Source organism: Acutalibacter intestini (genome assembly GCF_034334985.1).
GTDB classification, from domain to species: Bacteria; Bacillota; Clostridia; order Oscillospirales; family Acutalibacteraceae; genus Acutalibacter; species Acutalibacter intestini.
Genome location: NZ_JAWXXL010000001.1, coordinates 410,900 through 434,115 on the forward strand (window position 1 = coordinate 410,900; position 23,216 = coordinate 434,115).

Annotated in this window: 19 protein-coding genes and 1 pseudogene; 4 read left to right on the forward strand and 16 right to left on the reverse strand. The window is 59.9% G+C overall.

Annotated features, from left to right (window positions below; translation table 11 throughout):
- Position 1: 1 nt before the first annotated feature.
- From U8U68_RS01850 to U8U68_RS01860, 3 genes are all read left to right on the forward strand, one after another.
- Entirely contained in the window at positions 2-874 is an 873-nt protein-coding gene (locus tag U8U68_RS01850; protein WP_322199157.1) for a hypothetical protein, read from the forward strand.
- Between the two features lie 62 nt (positions 875-936).
- Entirely contained in the window at positions 937-1,719 is a 783-nt protein-coding gene (locus tag U8U68_RS01855) for an MBL fold metallo-hydrolase (protein WP_322199158.1), read from the forward strand.
- On the forward strand, positions 1,719-2,189 hold the full coding sequence (locus U8U68_RS01860; RefSeq protein ID WP_322199159.1) for a 23S rRNA (pseudouridine(1915)-N(3))-methyltransferase RlmH: 471 nt from the start codon (positions 1,719-1,721) through the stop codon (positions 2,187-2,189). The genes U8U68_RS01855 and U8U68_RS01860 overlap by 1 nt, the downstream gene beginning before the upstream one ends.
- A 285-nt stretch (positions 2,190-2,474) precedes the next feature.
- Here U8U68_RS01860 and U8U68_RS01865 read toward each other — a convergent pair whose 3' ends face one another.
- Positions 2,475-3,542: a PTS sugar transporter subunit IIC gene (locus U8U68_RS01865; protein ID WP_322199243.1), complete on the reverse strand. Its 1,068-nt coding sequence runs from the start codon at positions 3,540-3,542 to the stop codon at positions 2,475-2,477.
- Positions 3,543-4,010: 468 nt separating this feature from the next.
- Between U8U68_RS01865 and U8U68_RS01870 the strand changes: the two genes are divergently transcribed.
- Complete coding sequence (locus tag U8U68_RS01870; protein WP_322199160.1) at positions 4,011-4,523, forward strand: hypothetical protein; 513 nt, start codon at positions 4,011-4,013, stop codon at positions 4,521-4,523.
- A 196-nt stretch (positions 4,524-4,719) separates the two neighbouring features.
- Here U8U68_RS01870 and leuS read toward each other — a convergent pair whose 3' ends face one another.
- The 15 genes and pseudogenes from leuS to trmFO all read right to left on the reverse strand — a co-directional run bounded on the left by leuS (position 4,720) and on the right by trmFO (position 23,214).
- The gene (leuS, locus tag U8U68_RS01875) at positions 4,720-7,128 is read right to left on the reverse strand and encodes a leucine--tRNA ligase (RefSeq protein WP_322199161.1); all 2,409 of its coding nucleotides are present in this window, start codon (positions 7,126-7,128) and stop codon (positions 4,720-4,722) included.
- 441 nt (positions 7,129-7,569) lie between these two features.
- A complete protein-coding gene (locus U8U68_RS01880) occupies positions 7,570-8,082 on the reverse strand; it encodes a hypothetical protein (protein ID WP_322199162.1) in 513 nt (170 codons plus the stop codon).
- A 6-nt stretch (positions 8,083-8,088) separates the two neighbouring features.
- Complete coding sequence (rsfS, locus tag U8U68_RS01885; RefSeq protein ID WP_322199163.1) at positions 8,089-8,445, reverse strand: ribosome silencing factor; 357 nt, start codon at positions 8,443-8,445, stop codon at positions 8,089-8,091.
- A gap of 45 nt (positions 8,446-8,490) precedes the next feature.
- Positions 8,491-9,093 carry a bis(5'-nucleosyl)-tetraphosphatase (symmetrical) YqeK gene (gene yqeK / locus U8U68_RS01890; protein WP_322199164.1) on the reverse strand — a complete coding sequence of 201 codons (603 nt, stop codon included), beginning with the start codon at positions 9,091-9,093 and terminating at the stop codon, positions 8,491-8,493.
- Positions 9,094-9,619: 526 nt separating this feature from the next.
- Positions 9,620-10,222 carry a nicotinate-nucleotide adenylyltransferase gene (nadD, locus tag U8U68_RS01895; RefSeq protein ID WP_322199165.1) on the reverse strand — a complete coding sequence of 201 codons (603 nt, stop codon included), beginning with the start codon at positions 10,220-10,222 and terminating at the stop codon, positions 9,620-9,622.
- A 6-nt stretch (positions 10,223-10,228) separates the two neighbouring features.
- Entirely contained in the window at positions 10,229-10,528 is a 300-nt protein-coding gene (locus U8U68_RS01900; RefSeq protein WP_322199244.1) for a YhbY family RNA-binding protein, read from the reverse strand.
- A gap of 4 nt (positions 10,529-10,532) precedes the next feature.
- The gene (gene rdgB, locus U8U68_RS01905) at positions 10,533-11,579 is read right to left on the reverse strand and encodes an RdgB/HAM1 family non-canonical purine NTP pyrophosphatase (RefSeq protein WP_322199166.1); all 1,047 of its coding nucleotides are present in this window, start codon (positions 11,577-11,579) and stop codon (positions 10,533-10,535) included.
- 521 nt (positions 11,580-12,100) lie between these two features.
- Positions 12,101-13,003: pseudogene (gene ftsY / locus U8U68_RS01910) on the reverse strand (signal recognition particle-docking protein FtsY); the annotation flags it as partial.
- Entirely contained in the window at positions 12,990-13,784 is a 795-nt protein-coding gene (locus U8U68_RS01915) for a class I SAM-dependent methyltransferase (protein ID WP_322199167.1), read from the reverse strand. The pseudogene ftsY and the gene U8U68_RS01915, both read right to left, overlap by 14 nt.
- A 244-nt stretch (positions 13,785-14,028) precedes the next feature.
- Positions 14,029-17,592, reverse strand: a complete 3,564-nt coding sequence (smc, locus tag U8U68_RS01920) for a chromosome segregation protein SMC (RefSeq protein WP_322199168.1) — start codon at positions 17,590-17,592, stop codon at positions 14,029-14,031.
- Positions 17,589-18,656, reverse strand: a complete 1,068-nt coding sequence (locus tag U8U68_RS01925; RefSeq protein WP_322199169.1) for a GNAT family N-acetyltransferase — start codon at positions 18,654-18,656, stop codon at positions 17,589-17,591. Before U8U68_RS01925 ends, smc begins: the two co-directional genes overlap by 4 nt.
- Complete coding sequence (locus U8U68_RS01930; RefSeq protein ID WP_322199170.1) at positions 18,631-19,653, reverse strand: elongator complex protein 3; 1,023 nt, start codon at positions 19,651-19,653, stop codon at positions 18,631-18,633. The genes U8U68_RS01925 and U8U68_RS01930 overlap by 26 nt, the downstream gene beginning before the upstream one ends.
- Positions 19,653-20,333, reverse strand: a complete 681-nt coding sequence (rnc, locus tag U8U68_RS01935; protein WP_322199171.1) for a ribonuclease III — start codon at positions 20,331-20,333, stop codon at positions 19,653-19,655. Before rnc ends, U8U68_RS01930 begins: the two co-directional genes overlap by 1 nt.
- 91 nt (positions 20,334-20,424) lie before the next feature.
- On the reverse strand, positions 20,425-21,420 hold the full coding sequence (gene plsX / locus U8U68_RS01940; protein ID WP_322199172.1) for a phosphate acyltransferase PlsX: 996 nt from the start codon (positions 21,418-21,420) through the stop codon (positions 20,425-20,427).
- Positions 21,421-21,873: 453 nt separating this feature from the next.
- Positions 21,874-23,214: a methylenetetrahydrofolate--tRNA-(uracil(54)-C(5))-methyltransferase (FADH(2)-oxidizing) TrmFO gene (gene trmFO, locus U8U68_RS01945; protein WP_322199173.1), complete on the reverse strand. Its 1,341-nt coding sequence runs from the start codon at positions 23,212-23,214 to the stop codon at positions 21,874-21,876.
- Positions 23,215-23,216: the final 2 nt, after the last annotated feature.

A 23,216-nucleotide genomic window follows, 5' to 3' on the forward strand; every position in this document is an offset into this window, starting at 1 on the left:
TATGGAGATAGCAAGGCGGCGCTATAAGGCCAGCGCGGCTTCGGTGCTGGCCCTACAGAACCCGGACGGCACCTGGGGGAGCCAGTTCCACACCCTCTCCATGCCGGACCGGCGCAGGGGCTTGATCACCACCGAACAGGCCCTGCGGCGGCTGAAAATTTTGGGCTATACCCTGGAGGACGAGCCCATCCGCCGGGCGGTGGACTGCATGACCCGCTGCCTGCGGGGGGAGAGGAAGATTGACGGCTATTGGGAAAAAGGCCATGACTGGGCGCTTTTTACCAAGCTGATGCTCTCCGCGTGGGTGCGGGAATTTTGCCCGGACGAGCCCCTGGCGCTGGACTTTGCCAAAAAATGGGCCAGAGTGATGGAGCGGACCTTTGCGGATGGTACGTATGCTGCCGGCGCGTACCGGGAGGCGTATGGAAGGGAGTTCCACTCGCCGGTAAGGGGCGGCCGGGAGCGGGATTTTGTGGACTTTTACCATGTGAGCCTGCTTAAGGGGATGCTCACCCCGGAGACAGAGGACAGGTTTCTCCACTATGTGATGGGGAAGCCAGAGGGGATATACTATATCTGCGGCCCCGTGGGCTGTCTGCCGGAGGAGTTTGCCTCCCGGGAGACGGTGCGGTACTTGAGCGGGGTGGAGCTTTTGTCAGGCTATGCTCTTGCGGCGGAGAAGCTGGGATTTGCGGCGGACTGGATGGAGGAGAACCGGGATAGTTCGGGCCAATGGGACCTAGGGCCAAAGGCCAAAGACGGGGTTCATCTGCCCCTTTCAGAATCTTGGCGGAGAAAAGGAGCCCGGCAGGCGGACTGCACCCAGTGGGTCGGGAGCATTTTAGCCCGACTCCGGCGGAAGGAAGATTCATAAGAAAACTGCGCCCTGCCCGGGATGAGAGCCCGGCAGGGTGATTTTGTGAGGAGGAACTTGCAATGGCACGGCTTTGTCCGCTGTTCTCGGGCAGTTCTGGGAACAGCTATTATATTGGCTCCCGCAGCCAGGGGGTGCTCATCGACGCGGGCCGCAGCGCCCGCCAGCTGGACGGGATGCTGAAGCTCTGCGGCATTGACCCCCTGGCCATTCATGCCATTCTCATTACCCACGAGCACACGGACCACATTAACGGCCTGCGGGTGTTTGCCAAAAAGTACGGCCTACCCGTGTACGCCAGCCCCGGCACCCTGGGGGCCCTGCCCGCTGGCCTGGAGGGCCTGGACCTGCGGCCCATAGAAGGAGAGGTGAACCTGGCTGGCATGGGGGTGCGGCCTTTTTCTGTGTCCCATGACTGTGCTCAGCCGGTGGGCTACCGGATACATACTGGGGATGACAGGAAGTTCTGTCTGGCCACGGACCTGGGGTTTCTCTCGGACCAGGCCAAAGAGGCCCTTTTTGGCTGCGACCTGGTGGTGATTGAATCCAACCACGATGTGGAGATGCTGCGCAACGGGCCCTATCCCTACCCGCTAAAGCGCCGCATTTTATCAGACCAGGGGCATCTTTCTAACGCGGCGTGCGCGGGATTTTTGCCCCAGCTGCTGAATACAGGCGTCCGGCGTTTTATGCTGGCCCATATCAGCCGGGAAAACAACACCCCGGCCCTGGCCCTGGAAACCGCCCGCTGCGCCCTGACCATGGCTGGATACATAGGTGACGTGGACTATACCTTAGAGGTGGCGCCGGTGGAAAATATAGGGGGCCGGGTGGTGATTTTCTAATGCTTTTGGTAAAGCTTGTGTGTATGGGCAAGCTGAAAGAGGCCTTTTGGCGGCAGGCTGTGCAGGAGTACGAGAAGCGGCTGGCAGGTCTGTGCCGGTTTGAATTGGCAGAGCTGCCAGAGGCAAGGCTTCCCAGCGCCCCCAGTCCAGGAGAAGTGGCCAGTGCCCTGGAAAAGGAAGCGGCCGCCATTCTTTCCAAGCTGGAGGGGACGGTATACCCCCTGTGCATTGAGGGGAAAGGGATAGACTCGCTGGGAATGGCCGCGCTGCTAAAGGAGGCCATGCGGTCGCCAGGGGCGGTTAGCTTTGTCATTGGCAGTTCTTTTGGCTTGTCTGAGCAGGTGAAGAGGGCGGGGCGGCCCATCTCCATGTCTGCCATGACCTTTCCCCACCAGTTGGCCCGGGTCATGTTGTGCGAACAGGCATACAGAGGGCTGCAAATTTTACGGGGGGCGCCTTACCATAAGTAGAAGCGCCGCCGGTGTGCCTGGTCCAGAACTTTTTACCCTGGTCCTGTTTCCAGATGCATTGTTAGGGCTTGTTGAAAACATCGAAAAACACTGTGCCCAAGAAGCGGCCTCTTTCCGCGTCAAACCTCCTGGGCGCAATCATTCGTCTTTTCCTCTATGTTCAAACAGGCCCTAAAGCGAAATTACGAATGGCCGGATTTTGCGCCGTACATGCTCCCCTTAAAGCTAAGACAGCAGACCCACCTGCTAGGGTCTGCTGTCTTTTGGGTTCATACTTGTGCTTTTTTACACTAAGTCCAATTTGAGATCTCCGTCTTTTACCCAGCCCAGTTTTCGCAGGCCCAGGTTAATAATCCAGCTTAGCACAGCCGGTAATACAAAACAGATCAACAGCAGGCCCAGCCAATCGATGGCCCCAATGCTGGCCTTGGCCCCAGTGGCCACGTCGTTGACCCAGCCGGAGTACACGCCGATCTGACCCACCAGCCCGCAGGTGCCCATGCCCGAAGCCACGCCCCCCGAGGGGTCGTTCATCTCCAGGCCCAATAAACAGGTGGCGATAGGCCCGGTAATGGCCGCGGCCAGAGTGGGGGCAATCCACACCCGCGGGTTTTTGATAATATTAGGCACTTGCAACATAGAAGTGCCCAGGCCTTGGGCCACCAAACCGCCCCAGCGGTTTTCCCGAAAGCTGATAACCGCGAAGCCCACCATTTGGGCGCAGCACCCGGCCACAGCCGCGCCGCCCGCCAGGCCGGTGAGACCAAAAGCCGCGCACAGGGCAGCGGAGGAGATGGGCAGGGTGAGGGCAATGCCCACCAGCACAGACACCACAATGCCCATCCAAAAAGGCTGAAGGACTGTGGCGTCCTTAATGAGCTGGCCAAAGGCATGGGCCGCAGAGCCCACCCAGGGGGCGCATAGATATGCCAGCACAGCCCCGCTGCCAATGGTTACCAAAGGGGTAACCAAAATGTCCACCGGGGTTTTTTTGCTTACCAGTTTGCCTAGCTCGGCGGCCACAATGGCAATGAGCAGCACGGCCAGAGGCCCGCCGTCGCCCCCCAGGGTATTAGAGGCGCTGCCCACGGCGGTTAGGCTAAACAAAACCAAGGGCGGGGCCTTTAGAGCGTAGCCAATGGCAATGGCCATGGCTGGACCGGACATGGATTTGGCAAAATTACCCACCTCCACCAGTATAGGCAGGTTTAACTGAGAGCCCAGGGTAGAGATGATGGTGCCCACCAGCAAAGAGGCAAAAAGCCCCTGGGCCATAGCGCTCATGGCGTCCACAAAGTATAGGCGCAAGTAGGCTTTAACAGAGCCCCAAACGCCCTGGGACTGAGCGGGCAGGACCGTGTGGGAGGCATTTTTTTTATTGCTCAAAAGATTTCCTTCCTTCCATCAGGAGGGAGAAAGCCCCAGAGGGCCTTTCGATCCCTCCGGCAAATTTTATTGGTAGAGCCATCTATATTCACTATGTTGCCCAGGCGGTGCAGCCGCGTTCAGTGGGGGAATCGCCGCCGGAGGCTTTCCGGCCAGGCTTTTGCCCAAAAGGTCGTTCCCTTGTCCTAGTAGCGGTCCGCGTCAACCGGGCCGTGTTGGGTTCAAGAACTATTATAGCGGCAAAGGGGCGAAAGGTCAATAGTTTTGTGAGCAAAGCCGGGGGCAAAAAGTTTCGTCCTAATGTTGGCTCTGTGAGCCAGGGCAGGACCCGCTATAGATGCCAAGTCACGTCCCTTTGGCTGTGAATTGGGGGAAGAGACGGTTGACAGTATATGGTTCCAGGTGTATAATGATGATTAAGAAAGGGATGGTCTTATGGAAATGAATACTGTGAAGAACAATATTAATGCAAGCCTTAGCGCCCAACAGCTGCAAAGGGTCCAAGAAGCCCAAGAAGCCCAGCGCCCCTTGGACGAAAAGCCGGTGGAGGGCGCCGCTCAAGGGGAGTTTTACCAGGAGCCGGACCAGTACAGCCCCCGCCAGGCCCAGCCGCCCAGCGGTCTGTACTGGGTGGAGCCCGGCGAGAACGGCCCCCGCATCCGCCAGGACGGCGCGACCCCAGCCCAAGAGGACCAGGACCCGGAAAAGCCCGAGAAAGAGGAGCCCAAAGAGTCGGTGGAGCGGACCACCACCGACACCGACGAGGTGGACCGGGAGATTAAGCGGGCCAAGGAGAAGGCCAGCCAGCTACAGCAGCAGGTGGACCACGCCCCGGAGGGCCCGGAGCGGGACCGGCTGGAGAAGCAGCTGCGGCAGGCCGAGAACGAGGTTCAGCTGAAGGACAACGACACTTACCGCCGCCAGCACGCGAAGATTAGCTTCGGCTGACAGAAAAAGAGAAACGCCCCGGGCGCAGTTGCCGGGGCGCTTTTATTTTTTGTGACGCTGGTATGGCCACCGGCGGCTTAGGGGCGTTGCCCCTAAGAACCCCACCACCTTTGAAAAGGTGGACGAAACCTTTACGGTTTGGCCGCCAGAACCTACTTCTAAAAGGATACTTTTGCTACCCTTTTGACCTTTTGTCCTACTTCACCACCAAGTTCACCAGCTTGCCGGGAACATAGATCTCCTTGACAATGGCCTTGCCGGCGATCTCCGCCGCAATCTTCTCGTCGGCCTTTGCGGTCGCGATGGCGTCCTCTTGGCTAATATCCGCCGCCACCATTAGCCGGGCGCGGACCTTCCCCTTGATCTGTACCACAATCTCCACCGTGCTCTCCTTGCATTTCTCTGGGTCATAAGCAGGCCATGGCTGCTGGCAGGCCATGCCCTGGCCCAGGCCGCAGGCCTCCCAGACCTCCTCGGTGATGTGAGGAGCAAAGGGATTTAGCAGCAGGGTGAACAACCGCAGTTCCTCCCGAGTGATGCCGCCCTGGGCGCCGATGTCGTTCATCAAAGCCATTAGGGCCGCAATGGCGGTGTTGAACTTCAGCACCTCGGTGTCCTCGGTAACCTTCTTAATAGTCTTGTGGAAGGGGCCCTCCAGGGCGGGGCGGATGCCCTCTCCGGCGGCAAGATTGTCCTGCAAGGCCCAGTACCGGTCTACCAGCCGGCGGCAGCCCCGAATGCCCGCGCTGCTCCAGGGGGCGGATTTCTCAAAATCGCCGATGAACATCTCGTACAGGCGCATGGTGTCCGCGCCGTACTCCTGGACAATGTCATCTGGGTTTACCACATTGCCCCGGGACTTGCTCATCTTTTGGCCATCTTCGCCCAAAATCATCCCGTGGCTGGTGCGTTTGGCATAAGGTTCCGGGGTGGGCACTATGCCAATATCATACAAAAATTTATGCCAAAACCGGCTGTACAACAGGTGCAGGGTGGTGTGCTCCATGCCGCCGTTGTACCAGTCGATGGGAGACCAGTAGTCCAGGGCCTCTTTGCTGGCCAGAGCCTGGTCATTGTGAGGGTCCATGTACCGCAGGAAGTACCAGGAGGACCCGGCCCACTGGGGCATGGTGTCGGTCTCTCGGGCGGCAGGGCCGCCGCAGTGGGGGCAGGTGGTGCTTACCCAGTCTGTCATCTTGGCCAGGGGGGATTCTCCGGTGTCGGTGGGCTCATAGCTATCCACCTGGGGCAGGCGCAGGGGCAGCTCGCTTTCCGGGATGGGCTGCCAGCCGCATTTTTCACAGTATACCATGGGGATGGGTTCGCCCCAGTACCGCTGGCGGGAAAACACCCAGTCCCGCAGCTTATAGTTCACCTTGGCGTGGCCAATGCCCTTCTCCTGCAAAAACTCGGTGATTTTCACCTTGGCGTCCTCTACGGAAAGGCCGTCTAAAATGCCGGAATTCACCATCACGCCAGTGTCGCAGTCGGTAAAAGCGGCCTCTTGCACGTTGCCACCCTTGACCACCTCGATAATGGGCAGCTGGAACTTTTTGGCAAAGTCCCAGTCCCGGTCGTCGTGGGCGGGCACGGCCATAATGGCCCCGGTGCCGTAGCTGACCAGCACATAGTCGGAGATGAATATGGGGATTTCCTTCCCGTTCACCGGGTTGATCGCGGCCACACCCTCTAGGCGTACGCCGGTTTTGTCCTTTGCCACCTCGGTGCGCTCGAAATCCGACTTCCGGGCCGCCTGGGCCTGATACTCCCGCACAGCCTCCATGTTGCGAAGGATTTCAGCCCATTTTTCAATATAGGGATGCTCGGGGGAGATGACCATGTAAGTGGCCCCGTACAGGGTGTCGGGCCGGGTGGTGTAGATGGTCAGTTTGTCCCCAGCGGTGGTGTCGAAGTCCACCTCCGCGCCAGTGGAACGGCCAATCCAGTTCTCCTGCTGGGTTTTTACCCGGTCGGGGTAGTCCACCAGGGCAAGGTCGTCAATCAGCCGCTGTGCGTATTCGGTAATCTTCAGCATCCACTGGCTCTTCACTTTGTGCACCACTTCACTGCCGCAGCGCTCGCACACTCCGTTTACCACTTCTTCGTTGGCCAGCACACATTTGCAGCTGGTGCACCAGTTAACGTTCATCTCTTTTTTATAGGCCAGGCCGTGCTTATACAGCTGGAGGAAAATCCACTGGGTCCATTTGTAGTAATCTGGATCAATGGTGCTAACCTCCCGGCTCCAGTCAAAAGAGATGCCCAAGGACTTGATTTGGGCAGTGAAGCGGGCAATATTGTCCCGGGTAATGCCCTCTGGGTGCACGTGGTTTTTAATGGCGTAGTTCTCGGCCGGCAGGCCAAAGGCGTCCCAGCCAATGGGGTACAGCACGTTATAGCCCTGCATCCGGCGCTTGCGGGCCACCACATCCAGGGCCGTATAGGGCCGGGGGTGGCCCACGTGTAGGCCCTGGCCCGAGGGATAGGGGAACTCAATCAGAGCGTAGTACTTGGGTTTATCGCTGCCGTTTTGGGCATGGAATACCCCAGCCTCTTCCCATTTTTGCTGCCATTTGGGCTCCACGGCCCGATGGTCGTATTTCATTTTCTATCATCCTTTCTATGGATTGCGGTCCCGCGACGGGATAGTAAGGCGGCAGAAAAAAGCCCCGGACGCTTACAAAAGCATCCGGGGCGAAAATCCGAAGATTTCGCGGTACCACCCGTGACTTTGGAATGTGCTCACGCGCATTCCCTCATAGTCTCCAACAAGACTGGGCCTATAACGCCGCCACACGTCCCAAACCTACTAAGCGAGATAAAAAAAGCAGCGCCTTTGGGCAGGGAGACTCAGGGATCAGTATACGCAGCCCGCCGCCTGCCTGCTCACACCACCCGCAAGCTCTCTGAAAGGTGATCGCGGCGCCTTCTTCCCGTCACAGTCTTTCACTATTTTTTCTAATTATATACGATTCGGCGGGGTTTGTCAAGCTGGAAATAGGGGGCGGGCGATTATGGTCTTTAGATTCATATTGACCTCACCAACCTATTTCTCCGCTTCTGCCTCATACTCCATCAAAAACCGGTGTTCCTCCTCTATAAGGCGCTTTACCTCCGGCACATCGGCCCGGCAAAGGCCAGGGATGACCAAGGGCACGGTACCGCAGTGTCGCCGGACCTCCCCGTCCGGCATGGTGTGGCTGTAGGTGTGCTGGCTGGGCTCTCCCCGGCAAAAGCCGCAGGCGTTTTGGGTGCAGGGGGCCGCCCGGTACCTGGGGCCCGTGACCCAATCCTGCACAATCTTCTCGAATCGGGAAGAGTATTCCTGGCAGGCGGAAAAGCGCAGGCCGAAAAAGGGCTTTTCCTCTTTATCAAAGCCGATTTTGGCAATTTGCTTGCCGTGCCAAGGACAGGTGAATACAATGTTCGCCCGCTGCTTTTTCGGGTCATACCCCAGGAGGGACAGGTGGAGGACCAGATCCTGGTATACTTCGCCTTGTTCTAAGTCCAGGTTTGCCAAAAAGGCCTGTATCAATTGGGTCTGCCTCTCAGTCCGCATGGTCTTTTACCCCTCCGGCTGGTCCGCCCACTCCACCCGGGCGCCGTCCGCCCACAGCCGGTCCAGGTCGTAGAAGTCCCGGGCCTCCTGGGTGAAAATATGCACCACCACGTGGACATAGTCCAGGAGGATCCAGCTGTTAGAGCGGTAGCCCTCTATGCGGGCAGGGGCCGCGCCCTGGGCTTTCAGCTTTTCGTCCAGCTCGTCCGAGAGCGAGTGCACGTGGGTCTCGCCCCGGCCAGTGGCAATCACAAAGTAGTCGGCCAGGCTGGAGATGTCGTCGATTTTGATGACGCTGATGTGTTCGGCTTTTTTCTCGTCCAGCAGATTTGCGGCCTGCTTGGCCAGTTCAAAGGATTCCATAGGTTATTTCCTTTCTTGATTATAAAGAGTGGAGACGGTCTTTCTTTAGAGGGCTTGCGTAGGAGCGTTCCGCTGTTTTCGGGCCTCCAGGGTCCACAGGGCCTCGTTATACGCGTCAATGGATCGGGGCTCCAGGGTCAGCCGCGCCTCCATCCGCTCTGGAATGGTAAAAGCAATGCCCTCAATCATCACCTCTTCCAGGCTGCTCTCCGCCAGCCGCCGCAGTTCCTCCACCCCGGGATAATCCCGGTCGGCGGAGATGTAGTCCGCCACAAAGAGCACCTTGTCCAGCAGGGTCATGCCGGACTTTCCCCCAGTGTGGCAGGCGATGGCATCCAAAATTTCCTGGTCGGTAATGCCCATATAGTGCTGTATATAGGCCGCGCCCGACACCGCGTGCCACAGCTTTTGGTTTTTCCGTTGGCTTTCTGAGAGCATTATACCAAATTTATCCATAATTTTCAACTGCTCTTCATCAGAAGTATCTTTCATGATGTCGTGGAGAATGCCCGCCAGCCGGGCCTTTTCCACATTGGCGCCATATTTTTTTGCCAGATGCACGCAGCTTTCTGCCACGCATTCACAGTGGTAAAAGCGTTTTTCGGTCAGATGCCGGCGCGCTTCTTGGCAACAGGACTCAAAATCCATAGGGTTCTCCTCCTCTTGATGGATCAAAATTTTGCACAGCCTCTGGCGGAGTCTTTAGGAATAGTGTCTCTAAACTGCCAAAGAGCCTTACTGGACGCGTATAGTATTTGAGGCAACACCGCACAGAGACTTTGCGCGCGGTCTGCTTGCGCCTTTTCCATCATAATACGGCCGCGCGATTGCGCACAGTTTTCGTTTGGCAAATCACAAAACCATGCGTGGTTAAGACCATATAGGGTCTAATTGGCCGCACGCAATAGAGCTGGTTTTGCCAACGCTTGCTAGGGCTTGTTTGAAAAATCGAAAACGTCGTCTTTTTTGCCATAAGAGGCCACTTTCTACGTCGAAAATCCTCGTCAATCGCCAGAGTGACGTAGTTAGCGCAGCTAACTACAGCGGTTCTTCTCCTTGAAATTGTCCCCTTCTGGCCCAAAATTCGTCTTTTCCTCTATTTTCAAACAAGCCCTAACCTCTGACGAAAAGTCCTGACCGCGCAGCTCACGCACAATCTTTACGCGGTGTTGCCTTAAGAGCAATACAATCTGTGCTGGCGGATGTAGTCCGCCACGCTTTTGGGCGTCAGTTCTTCCAGGCCGCCGCCCTGGACCGCCAGCTGCCGCACCTGGGTGGAGGACACATCCCAAAAGGGAATATCCTCCACAAAGCAGCGGGCTCCCAGGGCCTCTAGAGCCTGCCGCTTTTTCAGCAGCTTTGAAAGGCCGTCCTGGCTGCGGGGCGAAGCACATAAACTGGACAGGCGAAAAATAGTATCTGCCTGATGCCAGCTGTCTACAGTGAGGAACATGTCCTCGCCCATCAAGAGGAAAAACTCGTCCTGGGGAAAGCGTTCCCTAAAGCCCAGCAGGGTATCTGAGGTAAAGCTTTTCCCCGGCCGGTCCAGCTCAATAGTGCTTACCCGGGCGGGCAGGTCGGCCTCCCGCACCGCCAGGCCGCACATCATGGCCCGGTCCTGGCCCGGGGCCAGGGCGGGGGCTGCCTTGTGCGGGGGAACGCCGGCGGGCACCAGCAGCACTCGGTCCAGGCCCAGCCGGGCGGTGAATTCTTTTAAAATATGCAGGTGCCCCAGGTGGATGGGGTTAAAGGTGCCGCCGTAAACTCCTGTTTTCATAGGCGGCTACCTGGGCAGGGTGATTTTCGGCTGGTCCTTGCGCCGCTTGTACAGCACGAACCGGGAGCCGATTACCTGCACCACCTGGCTGCGGGTGGCCGCGGCGATTTCCTCGGCGGCCTCCCGGGGGGAGACCGGGCAGGTCTCGGGCAGCACCCGTCCCTTGATAAGCTCCCGCTTTTCCAGGGCCTCTCGGGCCTGCTGGACCACCTGGGGGCCCAGGCCAGCCTTGCCCACAGTGAGGATGGTGTCCTCATTAACGGCCAAAGAGCGTAAATACGCACGTTGTTTGCTGGTCAATAGAATCTCCTCATTTCTCTGTTTGTTGAGAACCCGGCTTTTCTCTTCTCTTAAATACCACCAGCTCCGGGTCCGCGCCGTTGTCGCCGTACTCGGCCACCATCAGGTAGCGCTCGTCGGCGGTCAGGCCGTAGCACCGGTCGCTGCCCCGCTTGTGCAGCTGGCTGCCCAGGTAGACCCGGCCGTCATCCCAAAGCGTCACCTTTTGGCCCCCGGGCAGGGTGTACGCTAGATTGACGTAAGAGCCCGCCAGGGCGTTCAGGTCCGTGACCTCTTCCATATCCTTTATGCCCAGGGCGTTGAACTCCCGAATCAGCTGGGCCTTTAGGGCGCAGGGGCCCTCAAAGGGCCGGCAGCTGGCGCAGGGACCTGAATTTTTTTGATGTGCGCACTGGGCGACGACGCAGCCCTTGGCCAGTTCCCCGCACCCGGGGCAGTCGTTTTTGCGGCCCGGGCACTGGGCGCAGTCCAGGCCGCAGGGGGTGGGCCCGCCCTTGGCCAGGTAGGCCTTTAACTTTTCCTCAAAGGCGGCAAAGGCGTGGCCCCGGTGGCTGCGGGCGTCTTTTTCGGCGGCGGAGAGCTCCCCAAAGGTCAGCTCTCCCTGCTGAAAGATAGAGTCGTAGCCAAAGCCGTTTTCTCCCCGGGACTCGTAAGCGATTTTGCCAAAGCACTTGCCCTCGGCCTCCACCCGGTCGCCGTTGGGGAACACGCAGCACACCGCGCTGACAAAGTGGGCGTCCCGCTGGTCCCAGGGCACGTCCTTTAACTTTTCCAGCACGGTTAGACGACGCTGGCCGGGCTGGGCGAACCGGGCGGAGTAGATGCCGGGGGCCCCCTCCAGGTAGTCCACGCACAGGCCAGAGTCGTCGGCCACAGCGGGCAGGCCGGTCTCCTGGCAGGCGGCGGCGGCCTTGATGTAAGCGTTTTCGGCAAAGGTCTTGCCGGTCTCCTCGGGCTCGGAGATGTCCATGGTGACGGCCTGGATGCCCATGGGCTCCAGCAGGCGCTGGAACTCTGCCAGCTTGCCTTTGTTATGGGTGGCAATGACGAATTTCATTTGGTATCCTCCTGCGGTTTTGGTTGATATGCTTGCTCCAAATAGCATGGATTTTGAGGGGAAAGATGGGGTCCAGGGGATGGTTGTCCCCTGAGGGATTGGGGGGGGGCTCCGTCAGCACCGGTGGCTGACTCTGGCAAGGCCGGCGAAGCTTTTACTGCCGTCCCACGTGGATGTTTCCGTCAGGCCCTTCCACGAAGCAGAGTACGCCATCATCCATGGCTCATATTACTCACCGTCAGCAGCAGGTTGCGCACCAGGCGCTGGTCGTCCCGGTCCAGCTCCCGGTCGTCCCGCCACCGGTTCAGCTCCGGCAGCAGCCCGGCCACGTTTTCGCCACGGTCCATGCGGGCCATCAGGTCCTCCACAAACCGCCGGAACCGCTGGTGCCGTTCCTCGGGGCTTTCCGGCTGGGCGGGGGCCTCCAGCGGGGGGGCGGCTTCGGCCTGCTGTAATACAGGGGGCGCTGGGGTCTCTGGGGGCTGGGGTGCCGGGGCGGGTTCCGGCGGGCGGCCGGTGGTATCAAACAGCGCGGCGGCAAAAGCGGCGGGCTCAAAGGGCTGTAGGTCGTCCAGCCGCTCGCCCACGCCGATAAACTTCACGGGCAGGCCCAGATCCCGCTTAATGGGCAGCACCACGCCGCCCTTGGGGGTGCCGTCCAACTTGGTAAGGATGATGCCCGTAATGCCCGCCGCGCTCTGGAACTCCCGGGCCTGGTTCACGGCGTTCTGGCCAGTGGCGGCGTCCAGCACCAGCAGGTTTTCCCGGTCGCAGCCAGGCAGCTCCCGGTCGATGACGCGGCTGATTTTCGCCAGCTCGTCCATTAGGTTCTTCTTGTTGTGCAGCCGTCCGGCGGTATCGCAGATGATTACGTCGCAGCCCCGGGCTTTGGCGGCAGCAATGGTGTCGAACACCACGGCGGCGGGGTCCGCGCCCTCGCCCTGCTTGATGATGGGCACCCCGGCCCGGTCGGCCCACACCTCCAGCTGCTCAATGGCCGCGGCCCGGAAGGTATCCGCCGCGCCCAGAATCACGGACTTGCCCTGATTTTTCAGCATCATAGCCAGCTTGCCAATGGAAGTGGTTTTGCCCACGCCGTTGACCCCGATCACCAGCACTACAGAGGGCTGGGTGCCGGCGTGCAGGGCGCAGTCCCCCTCCAGCAGCTGGGCCACAATTTCCTGAAGCTGATCCATAATCAGCGCCGGGTCAGTAATGCCCTCTTCCTTAATCTTTTTCCGCAGCTCGCCGGTGATAAACTGGGCGGTGTCCATGCCCACGTCGCCCATCACCAGCAGCTCTTCCAGTTCCTCAAACAGTTCCTCGTCGATTTTTGTGAAGGAGTTCACCATCTGGCTAATCTGCCCGCTGATGCTCTCCCGGGTCTTTTTTAAGCCCTGGCGGATTTTTTCAAAAATTCCCATAATCTCTCTCCTTTTTACACAGCTTTCTGGCCTTAAAAATCACCGAGAACGGCAGCATCTGCGCCTTGCGTACCTTCTGGCTCTCGGGCTGACTTTCCAGGGTGGCCCGGCTGGTCTGCTCTACCATTTGTTCTATGGTAAAGCCAGCCTGGCTAAGGGCGTTTACATAGGTGGATATCTTCCGGTTGCACAGCACCACCCGGCTGCCGTCCACCGGCATGGTGAAAGGCTCTTCGTCAAAGTAGCTGCGGGTAAAGGGCATTTCCTCCCCCTCCCAGCAGTGGCCCCCCTCCGGCGTCCAGCCCACGCAGTAGGCCAGGGTGTGGTGCCAGCTGAAAATGAATATGCCCCCGGGCTTTAGGTAGGGCGCGACGCGTGCAAGGGTCCCGTCCAGGTCGGTGGTCCAGCCCATGCCGTAGATGGAATACACATAGTCAAAATATTCCTGGGGCAGGCCCAGGTCCTCCTCCATGGCCCCGCAGACCAGCCGGGCCTTGCGGCCGTTTTCCGCCAGGTACCTTTGGGCGTTTTCCAGCTGCTTCTCAGAGAGGTCCACACCCCATAGCTCTCCCGCCCCGTGGTCCGCTTGGTACTTCAGCGAGTGCCCGCTGCCACAGCAGATTTCCAGCAGCTTCTTGCCCCGCACATCCCCAAACAAGTGCAAATCCTCCTCGGTGACACAGTTTACACCGTACACGGGCAGGGCCGTGGTACCAAACCATTTGTCCGCGTGGTCGTTCCAGTACTGCCGGTTTACCTGGATGATGGTGTGGTCTTTCATCAAGGGGCCTCCTTATGTTCTAGAGTTTGTTTGAAAGCTGGGGAGGAAAAGGCTTTTGACGATGTGTTGGCTATCTTTCGAAAAGGGCGCTGGTTTCCAGTGGGGGAGCGGCAGGCGCCGACCGAGTCGAGGAAGTTCCCCGGTTGCTTGGCAAAGCCAAGGAATGGGACCGACCCGACCGGGCCGGCAGGCGAGACGGAAAAACTTTTCCTGTTTGTTGGCCGGAAGGTAGAGGGTAGGCCGGTCAAGCGGAAAACTCCGCCGCCTCGTCGGTCTTTAGGGCCAGCAGCTTGCTGACCCCCTGGTCCTGCATGGTCACTCCATACAGCATGTCGCTCCCCTCCATGGTACCCCGGCGGTGGGTGATGGTGATGAACTGGGACTGGCTGGTCATGCGCCGCAGGTACTGGGCAAACCGCGCCACGTTCACGTCGTCCAAGGCGGCTTCTATCTCGTCCAGCACGCAGAAGGGCGGGGGATTCACCCGCATAATGGCAAAGTAGATGGAGATGGCCACCAGGGCTTTCTCTCCGCCGGAGAGGGACTCGATATGAGTGACAATTTTGCCCGGGGGATGTACCTTGATGTCAATGCCGGAAGTGAGAACGTCCGCAGGGTCGCTAAAGCTCAGCTCTGCCGCGCCGCCGCCGAAGAGCTCCCGGAAAATGCGGCCAAAGTTTTCGTTGATCTCTCCGAACCGCTGGGTAAACTGCTCCCGCATAGCCCCGGTTAGGTCGCCGATTAGATCCAGCAGCTCCTTTTTTGCGGTCTCCGCGTCGGTTACCTGGGTATTTAGGAAGTTATAGCGCTCCGCTACCTCTTGGTACTCCACCACTGCTCCCACGTTTACCGCGCCTAGGGCCTTGATTTTGTTTTTCAGTTCCTGCAAGCGCCGCTGAGCAGTGGGGAGGTCCTCAATGGGTTTGCCCTGTTCCTCGGCCTCCCGGCGGGTGAGTTCATACTCTTCCCACAGCCGGGTAATAATGCCGTCATACTCCTTTTGCAGGTTGTCCGAGCGCTCCTGTAGCCGGGCCAGCTCCCGGCCGGCGCTTTCCCGGCGGGAGACCGCCTCCCGCTCTTGGGTGCGCAGCTGGGCGGACTCTTTTTCCAGCTCTGCCCGGTGCTGGGCGGCCTCTTCCACAGACTGGCGCTGGGCCTGGGCCTGGGCCCGCAGGTCGTCTACCCGGGCGGTTAGGCCGCGAATTTCCTCGGCCAGCTGGCCGGACTTTTCCTCCAGCCCATCAATTTCAGCCGCCAGGCGGCTCTGGAGCCCGGCGGCGTCCTGCTGGCGGGCTTTTAGCTCCTCCAGACCCGCTGCCAGGGTGTCCCGGTCTTTCTGGGCGGAAAACTCTTCCATGCGCAGGGCCTGAATGGTGTCGCCAATCTCGTTGCAGCGAGCCATCTGGATCTCTCTGCTGCCTGAGAGACTCTGGCTTTTTTCCTCCCAAACCCGGGCCGCTTCTTCCAGCTTGTCCAGTTGTTCCCGGCTGGCGGCCTCTTGAACGGAAAGAGTTTCCAGCCGGGCGTTGGTTCCCTCCCGTTCCGCCCTCAGGGTTTGGGCGCTCTCCAAAATGGCGTCTAGTTCCCGCTGGGCCTGGGTTAATTCGGCTGAGATTTTGGCGCGTTCCTCTTGGCAGGCGTACAGTTCGCCCTGGGCCGCGTTCAGCTGGGCCTCGCAGGCGGAAACCTCCCCCTGGCTGGCCTTATAGGTCTGGTTAGCTTGTTCGGCCTGTGCCCGCAAAGCCGCCGCTTTTTCTTTTATGCGCTGGATCTCCCCCGCGCGGCTGAGCAGCCCGGAATTTTTTGCCCGGGAGCCGCCGGTTAGGGAGCCCCCGGCGTTGACCACCTGGCCGTCCAGGCTCACCACCCGGAACCGGTATCCAGTGCGCTTCGCAATGGATACCGCGCTGTCCAGGTCCTCCGCCACGGCCACCCGGCCCAAAAGGGAGTCGCGGATACCGCCGTACTTTTCCTCGCACTGGCAAAGCCGGGCCGCCACCCCCACAAAACCCGGCATGTTTTCCATTTCCCGGGGGTCCAGCACATGGCCTTTGATGGTGGTTAAGGGCAGAAAGGTGGCACGGCCCAGATCCCGCTGTTTCAAAAGACTAATGGCGCTTTTGGCGTCCTGTTCGGTTTCCACCACAATATTCTGCATGGCCGCGCCCAGGGCGGTTTCCAGGGCTACGGCATACTCTGGCGGAGGCTTCAAAAGCCTGGTCACCGGCCCGCATACACCTTTCAGCATCCCTCGCTGGGCCTCTTTCATCACGGCTTTTACACTTTGGGCAAAGCCCTCTAGGTTTCGTTCCAGGTCCTCTAGAAGCCGGGCCCGGCGCAGCTGCTCGTTGGCGTCCAGGGTCAGTTTATCCAGCTGTTCCCGGGCGGCCTGGGCCCGCTTTTTTCGGGACATCAGCCGCAGCTGGTGTCCGCTGACCTCATTCTCCTTGGCCACAATGGCGGCCCCGGCCTCTTCCAGCATTTGCGAGAGTTCCCGGCCCTCTTCCCGGGCGGCGGCCTCCCGCTGTTCCGCCTGGCATAGGCTCTCTTCCACAGCCTGGGCCCGCAGGCGGATTTCACCCATAGAGGACTGGGCCGAGGTCATCCGTACCCGCTCCTCAGAGAGACTGGCGTTAATGCCCGCCAGTTCCACCGCGGCCTGCTCAATTTCTCGGGTGGACTGGTCCGCCCCCTGGCGCAGCTCTTCCAGCCGGGCGGTATAGTCCACCAGCTTTTGACGGCTTTGGTTGATACGGGCCTCTTGGGCAGCCAGCTCTTGGGTTTTTCGTTCCATCTCCTGCTGGGTGTCCTGGTGAGACTGCTGGGCGGCCTGAATCTGCCCTTTCAGCCGTTCCACATCCTGGCGGTTATGGGAAATTTCGCTGTTTAACAGGCCAATTTCCCCCTCGGCCCGCAGGGCCTGTTCGTCCAGGGCGGCGGCCTGGTTCCGGGCCAGTTCCATGCTGGCGGTGCATTGGTTGGTCTCCCGGTAGTTTTCTTCTGTGCGGCGGTTGACGCCCTCTATTTCTTCCTCGATCTCCTGGTGCTGGGCCCGCATAACCCCCAGCTTTTCTTCGTGTTCCCGCAGGGTGCGGCCGCTGCGCTCCAGGGTCTCCAGCCAAATGCCGATTTCCAGCTCTTTCTTTTCCGCGTCGTACTGGATGAACTTTTCGGCCTTTTCAGCCTGCTCTTTTAGGGGGCCCACCCGGCCCTCTAGTTCGCTGAGAATATCCCGCAGACGCACCAGATTCTCTTCTGCCTTGGTTAGGCGGCGCTGGGCCTCCTCTTTGCGGTAGCGGTAGCGGGAAATGCCCGCGGCCTCCTCAAAGATCTCCCGGCGGTCCTCGCTGCGGGCAGCCACAATGCTGTCAATTTTGCCCTGGCCAATAATGGAGTAGCCGTCCCGGCCCAGGCCCGTATCCATAAACAACTCATTAATGTCCCGCAGGCGGACCGTGCTCTTGTTAATCAGGTACTCGCTTTCGCCCGAGCGGTAGTACCGGCGGGTAATGGCCACCTGGTCGTTGTCAAAGGGCAGGCGGCGGTCGCTGTTGTCAATGGTGAGGGTCACCTCGGCAAAACCCAGAGCCTTGCGCTGGGGGGTGCCGCCAAAGACCACGTCCTCCATTTTAGAGCAGCGCAGAGTACGCAGAGACTGTTCACCCATGACCCAGCGCATAGCGTCGCTAATATTGCTTTTTCCGCTGCCATTGGGCCCCACCACGGAAGTGATGCCGGGCTCAAAGGAAAGCGTGGTCTTGTCGGGAAAGGTCTTAAAGCCTTGCAGCTCGAGAGATTTCAGAATCATTCCGTTAACTCCTGTTCATGAGGGCTTGTGCTGGCACAAATAGCGGCTGCGCGGGTATAAGCGGAGGGGTTACTTGCACAATCTCTTAGGCACGTGTCTCGGTCTAGGTAATACAGGGGGTCGCCGCATTCGCTAGTCCCCGCGGGGCGCATGCCGGACTTTTCCATCACTCTGGCAGAGGCCAGGTTATCCTTGTAGCAGCCGCCGTTTACAAAGGGCACGCCGGCTTGGGTAAAGGCATAGTCCAAAAGGGCCCGGACCGCCTGGGTGGCAAAGCCCCGCCCTCGGTACTCTGGCACAATGGAATAGAATATGTGTAGTTCATGGCCGTTGGTCCCATCCAGGCCGCACCAGCCGAGGAGGAAACCCGGGTTTTCCCGCTTTGTCACTGCCAGGCACAGGTGGTAGATAGATCCGGGGCGGTTCTTCCGGTGGTTATCCTCTATCCGCGCCAGCACCCTCCTGGCCTCATCCTCTGGGATAGGCCCCTGGTCCATGTCCCAGATCCTGGCTACCTCCGGCAGGTCCTCTGGACCCGGGGCCCGCAGGATCAGCGGCCCTGCGGAAAGCGTCAGGCAGGGCGTGTCGATGATCTCCTTCATCTTCGCCGCCACCTCGGCGGGGGTAAGGTCGTCGGTGTGTATCACGTGGTCCCCAGGGTAAGGGGGCAGGCTCAGCCACTCAAAGGAACACTGGGTCTGGTCCCCACGGGCTTTGTGCCGCTGGCGGAGGGTCTCTCCCGTGCAGGTCAGGGTGAAGCCGATGACTTCATATTGCTGGGCCGTGATGTCCCGCAGGATGCCCTGCCGGATATTCTCATACATGGCCACTACAGTGGAGAACACCACATAGTCAAAGCCCAGCCGCAGGTAGTTGGAAAGCACCGCAGACATAGCCTTGTCCCCCTCCCGCAGCCGGGGATCATCGAGGGAAAAAGGATGGACACACCAGCACCAGTCGCCGTCCAAATAGGCGGAATTATGGTATTGCTCATACAAAACTTTTGCCGCGGTGGTTTTTCCCACGCAGGGGGAACCGCTAATGATGATCAGCTTTTGTGCCATAGGCTTCCTCCCAATAGAATTCGCCCCGGGCTGTATCCGGGCTTTGGACAAAGGCCACAGAATACCCCCGCTCCGCCAGGGCCGCCAGGTTGCCCCGCCTTTGCCCCAGGGCGGTGGAGAGGTCCCGGGGGTGTACGGCCACCTGATAGGAGCCGGGGCCGGGCAGGCTTTTCAGCAGCCGCCCCAGAAAGATCCGGCTTTCCACCAGCTGGCCCAAAGCTGGGTGGTACGGGCCAGCCAGTACCCGGCGCTCCAGTTCTGGCCCGGGATGCAGCCCCAGCCGGATCACCCGCACCCCGGCCCCCCGGAAGAGTTCCAGCAGTTGGGCGCACAGGTCCACTGCCTCTTCCAGGGTTTGGGGAGCGTACAGGCCCCGGCCGCAGAGCTCTGCCAAACAGGTGCCCGGCAGCACAAGGGTGGGGTATATCCGCACAGTGGCTGGGCCCAGGGCAATTAGCTCTTGGGCGGTGGAAAGGTCCTTTTCCGGGGAGCTGGCGTATAGACCGGTCATCATTTGCAGGCCCAGTTCAAAGCCCATTTTTTTGATAAGGAAAGCGGCCTGACGGGTGGCTTCCGCGGTGTGGCCCCGGCGGTTGGCATAAAGTACCCGGTTGTCCATGGACTGGGCCCCCAGCTCTATGGCAGTGACGCCCCGCTCTTTTAAGAGCCCAAGCGTCCCTTCATCTATAGCGTCCGGCCGGGTGGAGCAGCGCACCCCAAAAAAGCCGTAGCGGTCCACAGCGGCTTTGGCCGCGTCCAGCAGGGCCAGCATGTATCCCGGGTCAATGGCCGTAAAACTGCCCCCAAAAAAGGCAATTTCCGCCTGGGAGCAGCAAGGCCCCAGACTTTTGGCAGCGGTTTGGGCAGCGGAAAGCACGTCCCGCGGGGTGGGCGGGGGCGTATGGTTTTGGCCGGTGATAGTGTTCTGCTCACAAAAGCTGCACTGCTGGGGGCAGCCCAGATGGGGCACGAATAGAGCGATATTGACGTGGCCCATCAGTAGCCCATCAGTTCCAGGGCCTCTCGGGCGGCCTGCTGCTCGGCCTCTTTTTTGCTGCGTCCGCCTCCCTTGCCAATCACATTGCTGTTCAGGTGCACCTCTACGGTAAAGTGCTTTTCGTGGTCCGGGCCGCTCTCGCCGGTGAGCACATACTCCAGCTGCTCCTCTGGGTTCTGTTGGATGATCTCTTGCAGGGTGGTCTTATAGTCCTTAAAGGCCTTGCCGCTGCGGCTTTTAGCGGCGGGGGCGATGAACCGCAGGATAAAGGTTCGGGCCTGGTCCAAGTCGCCGCTGTCCAGATAAATAGCGGCGGTGGTGGACTCGAACACGTCTGCCAGAATACTAGCCCGCTCTCGTCCCCCAGAATGCATTTCTCCGTGGCTTAGCCGCAAAAAACTGCCTACCTCCAGGCTCCGGGAAAAGCCGCACAGGGACTTTTCGCACACCAGGGCGGCCCGGGTTTTGGTCAGCTGGCCTTCAGGCAGGCTGGCGTAATGGCGAAAGAGAAACTCCGCCGTAACAAAGCCCAGCACCGAATCGCCTAGAAATTCCAGACGCTCATAGCTTTCACACTTGTGCTCATTGGCGTAAGAGGAGTGGGTAAGGGCGGTTTCCAGCAGTTTTCTATTTTGAAAGGTGTAGCCAATTTTCTTTTCGTATTCGTCCAGTGATCTCATGTTCTAGCTCCTTTTGCGGCAGAGTTTTGAAGGGGAGAGGGGAGATTCCCCAGCGGTTTAGACGGGGGCCACAGGGGCCGGGCAAGGTTCCTTACAAATTCAGCGCGCCAGAGATAGCCTCCACATACCCAGACCCAGCGCAGTCCCTTACCAGCCCAAGAGCGTTTTTCACCGCCAGGGCAGTGGCGTTGCCATGCATTTTGAACACAGGCTTTGCCGCGCCGATAATAGGCGCGCCGCCGTAGGAATTGTAGTCCATTTGTTTTTTCAGGCCTTGCAGGTCGCCGTAAATCATGGCGGCGGCCACCTTGTTTTTGGCGCTCTTCTTAAAAATATCCTTCACCATGCCCATCATGGCCAGGGCGGTGCCCTCGTACAGCTTTAGCACCGTGTTGCCCGTAAAGCCGTCGGCCACCACCACGTCACAAACTCCATAGGGAATGTCCCTGGGCTCCACATTGCCCACAAAACGCAGTGCGCCGCACTGTTCCAGCAGCTTATAGGCCTCCTGGCGCAGGGGGTCGCCCTTATGGGACTCGGTGCCCACGTTCACCAGGCCCACCCGGGGCGTTTTGACGCCCATCACCTTTTCCATGTATACCGAGCCCATCAGGCCGAATTGCAGCAGCATTTCCGGCCGGCACTCTACGTTGGCTCCCGCGTCGGCGATCATAAAGGGGGTCTTTGTGCTGGGCATTACCGGGGCAAAGGCCACCCGCTTGATGCCCTTGATCCGCTTGACAATCATGGTGGCCCCCATGGTCAGGGCCCCGCTGTTTCCCGCACTGGCAAAGGCGTCGCCCCGGCCTTCCGCCACGGCCCGCAGGCCCACGGCCATGGAGCTGTGGCTTTTGTCCTTCAGTACGCTGCTGGGCTCGTCCTCCATGGTCAGGATGTCCGGGCAGTCCAGCACCTCCATTTTGCTAAAGGCGGCCTCCAGGCCGTTTTCGGCCGCGCACTGGGCCAGCTTGTCCCTGCTGCCGGAGAGGAGGATGTCCACCCCCAGTTCTTCCATGGCTTGGGCGCAGCCCAGCAGGATCTCTTTGGGGGCGTTATCGCCGCCAAAGCCGTCTACAATTATTTTCAAGGTGGATCATCCTTTCGGAAAGTAGTTTTCTCCGGAGATTGGGCTGGGTATATCTTTTTTTGCGGGCAGGGGCCGGGGGCTTTCGGGCAGGCGCAGGATTTTTGCCTGGGGGAAGAGGGGCCGCCGTCTATTTCTCCCTGCGGGAGAAACGGGGCGAAGTTCGCGCCCCCCTGCGGCTCCGGGCTTTGCCCGGCCCGCGACGGCTGGGCTTATTAAGCCTTAGCTTTGGGCTTGGGATGGCGCTTTTTGCGGCGTCTTGGAGGGCCGCTGTTTTCCCATCATTTTTTACAAATGATGGGAAAAGGCGCTACTTTTGGGGGCGGCGCGGTACCAGCGAGGTCCTATTTTAACTGGGTGGGACGTGGTTTTCTTGCCGCTCCTTTTTGCGTTCCGCGCCGCCTTTACGGGCAAGGCCGCCTCCGGCGGGTTAAGGAACTTCTTGAAAGAAGTTTCTTAACAATCTTCAAGAACTTTTTCTGTCGCTGCGCTGTTCTCTGTTTTTTTCGCCAGGTCGTTTAGGGCGCGCTGGGCTAGGGCGGCGTAGCGCTGCCGTTTGTCCCGGATGGGCTCTGCCAGGGGCGGCAGTACCCCGAAGTTGGCCCCCATGGGCTGAAAGTCTTTTCCCTCATACCCCGAGACGTACCGGCTTAGGGCCCCCATCATGGTGGTGGCGGGCAGGGTCAGCCCGGGCTGGCCCCGCAGCCGCCGCACGGCGTTTTGCCCCGCCAGGATGCCAGAGGCGGCGGACTCCATATAGCCCTCCACCCCGGTAATCTGCCCGGCAAAGAACAGACCGGGCCGCTGCCGAAGGGAAAAGTCGCCGTTCAGCAGCCGGGGGGAATCTAAAAAGGTATTCCGGTGCATGACCCCGTACCGGGCGAACTCCGCCTCTTCCAGGCCGGGAATCATCCCGAACACCCGCCGCTGCTCCCCGAACTTCAGGTTGGTCTGAAAGCCCACCAGGTTATAAAGGGAGTTCTCCCGATTTTCGGTGCGCAGCTGTACCACGGCCCAGGGGCGGCGGCCGGTGCGGGGGTCTGTAAGGCCCACGGGCTTCATGGGGCCAAAGCGCATGGCGTCCCGGCCCCGGCTGGCCAGCACCTCGATGGGCATACAGCCCTCATAGACCTTGGGCCCAGCCTGGTCAAAGCCGTGGACAGGGGCGCGCTGGGCCGAGACCAGGGCGGCGGCGAAGGCCTCGTACTCCTCTTTGTTCATGGGGCAGTTGATATAGTCCCCGTCCCCCTGGCCCCGGCCGTAGCGGTCGGCGGTAAAGCAGCGTTCCATACGGATGCTCTCCCGGGTGACAATGGGCGCGGCGGCGTCGAAAAAGCTTAGCCCGCCCCCGCACAGGGACTGTATCTCGGTAGACAGGGCCTCCGCCGTTAAGGGGCCAGTGGCAATAACGGCCACATCCTCTGGCAGGCGGGTCAGTTCCTCCCGGCGCAGGGTGATAAGGGGCTCGTTCTCAATGGCCTCTGTGGCCAGCCGGGAGAACAGGTCCCGGTCTACCGCCAGTGCGCCGCCGGCGGGCACCGCGGCCTTTTCGGCAATGGGTACCAGCAGGCTGCCCATACGGCGCATTTCTTCTTTTAGCAGACCGGCGGCGCTCTCAATTCGGGCGGCTTTTAAGGAGTTAGAGCAAATTAGCTCTGCAAGGCCCGGGCTCTTGTGGGCCGGGGAGAAGCGCTGGGGCTTCATTTCCACCAGGTCCACGGCCACGCCCCGGCAGGCAATCTGCCAGGCGGCCTCGCACCCGGCCAGGCCTGCTCCTACTACGGTGATTTTATCCATAA